The organism is Acinetobacter sp. WU_MDCI_Abxd143 (genome assembly GCF_025514195.1).
Lineage (GTDB): Bacteria > Pseudomonadota > Gammaproteobacteria > Pseudomonadales > Moraxellaceae > Acinetobacter > Acinetobacter pittii_H.
Genome location: NZ_JAHPTH010000036.1, coordinates 1 through 1,408, shown reverse-complemented (window position 1 = coordinate 1,408; position 1,408 = coordinate 1). Strand labels below are relative to the sequence as shown.

Sequence of the window (1,408 nt, the reverse complement as noted above, 5' to 3'; positions counted from 1 at the left end):
GCATCGATCATGCCTGAGATCCCGAGTGGTAATTTGAATGCACCGATCATTATGATGGCTGAAAAAATGGCCGATATCATAAAAGGTACTAAATCTTTAATATCAGATACTGATTATTTTAAAGTGGCATAAATTTCAAGGAGAGAAAAATGCTATATAAAAGTTTACTTTTAAGAGCAAGGTTAGCTACATCCCTTATGTTTTTTATTAATGGTGTGGTACTTGCTATCTGGGCTACCAATATTCCAGAACTTAAACGAAATCTTACATTAACTGACCAACAGCTTGGTTTTGCACTAAGTGGTTTTGCCGCTGGTACAATGATTACTATGTACATAGCTGGTATCTTGGCCACTAAAATTGGTACGCGGAATACTTTGGTGTTAGGAGGGATTCTTTTATCTTTCACTATTCCTTTATGTGCATATGCACCATCGTATACGACTTTTGTTGCTAGTATTTTACTGCTCGGAGTTATAAACAGTATCTATGATGTAGCAATGAATAGTCATGCATGTGTAATCGAGATTGAAAGAAAAAAAGTACTTATGCCCTCTTTCCATGCTTTATTTAGCATAGGTGGATTAATTGGTGCTTCGACTGTTGCTGTTTTACTTTCAGATAAATTAGGGGCAACTTACTGTTTAACCTTAGCTGGAGTGCTCGTATTCGTTGCAACTATAATCTCAGCCTTTTTCTTAGTAGATATTCGTCCCGAAGTCCAAGCTAATGAAGGAAAAGTGAAATTTAGATTACCAAATCGTACTCTACTCTATCTTGCATTTTTAACTTTCCTCGCCTTATTTATTGAACGAACTCTAATTGATTGGAGCTCATTATATTTGACAGATATCAGTCATGTTTCAACGAATATTGCTGCCCTAGGTTTTGCTGGTTTTAGTTTGGCTATGGCACTTACACGTTTATCTGGCGATTACTTTATTAATAAATTTGGTGAATCAAAGGTTCTTATTACTTCAGGTCTTGCGGGTGCAATTGGTTTACTATTAGCAATTATCTTCCCTACTCCTACAGTTTCTATTTTAGGATTCTTAGTAGTAGGTCTAGGTTTGGGTAATATGATTCCTGTATTTTATAGTCGAGCAGGTAAAGTATTCCCGGAATCACCTGCTGTTGGTTATGCTCTAAATGGTACATTAGGTTATACAGGATTTTTAATTGCCCCTATCATTATTGGATCTGTTTCTACAGACTATTCGCTACGCATAGCGATGGTACTTCCAGTACTTGCATTTATATTCTTAACGATAGTGCATATGAAACCAAAACAAGTGAGCATTACTACTCCACATGCGCGCTAAAATTTAGGTAAAAATGTAAACGTTTACATAATAAAGATTAAGGAGCCGACCATGGCAGAGAATACTGAAGATAAAGGTGTGGTGTA

Annotated in this window: 1 protein-coding gene; it reads left to right on the top strand. The window is 36.2% G+C overall.

Annotation, left to right across the window (positions count from 1 at the left end):
- Positions 1-149: 149 nt before the first annotated feature.
- On the top strand, positions 150-1,322 hold the full coding sequence (locus tag KTI79_RS19070) for an MFS transporter (protein WP_086375821.1): 1,173 nt from the start codon (positions 150-152) through the stop codon (positions 1,320-1,322).
- Positions 1,323-1,408: the final 86 nt, after the last annotated feature.

Coding starts and splice junctions, on each gene's coding strand:
- KTI79_RS19070 (WP_086375821.1), top strand. CDS start 150: ATGCTATATAAAAGTTTACTTTTAAGAGCAAGGTTAGCTACATCCCTT.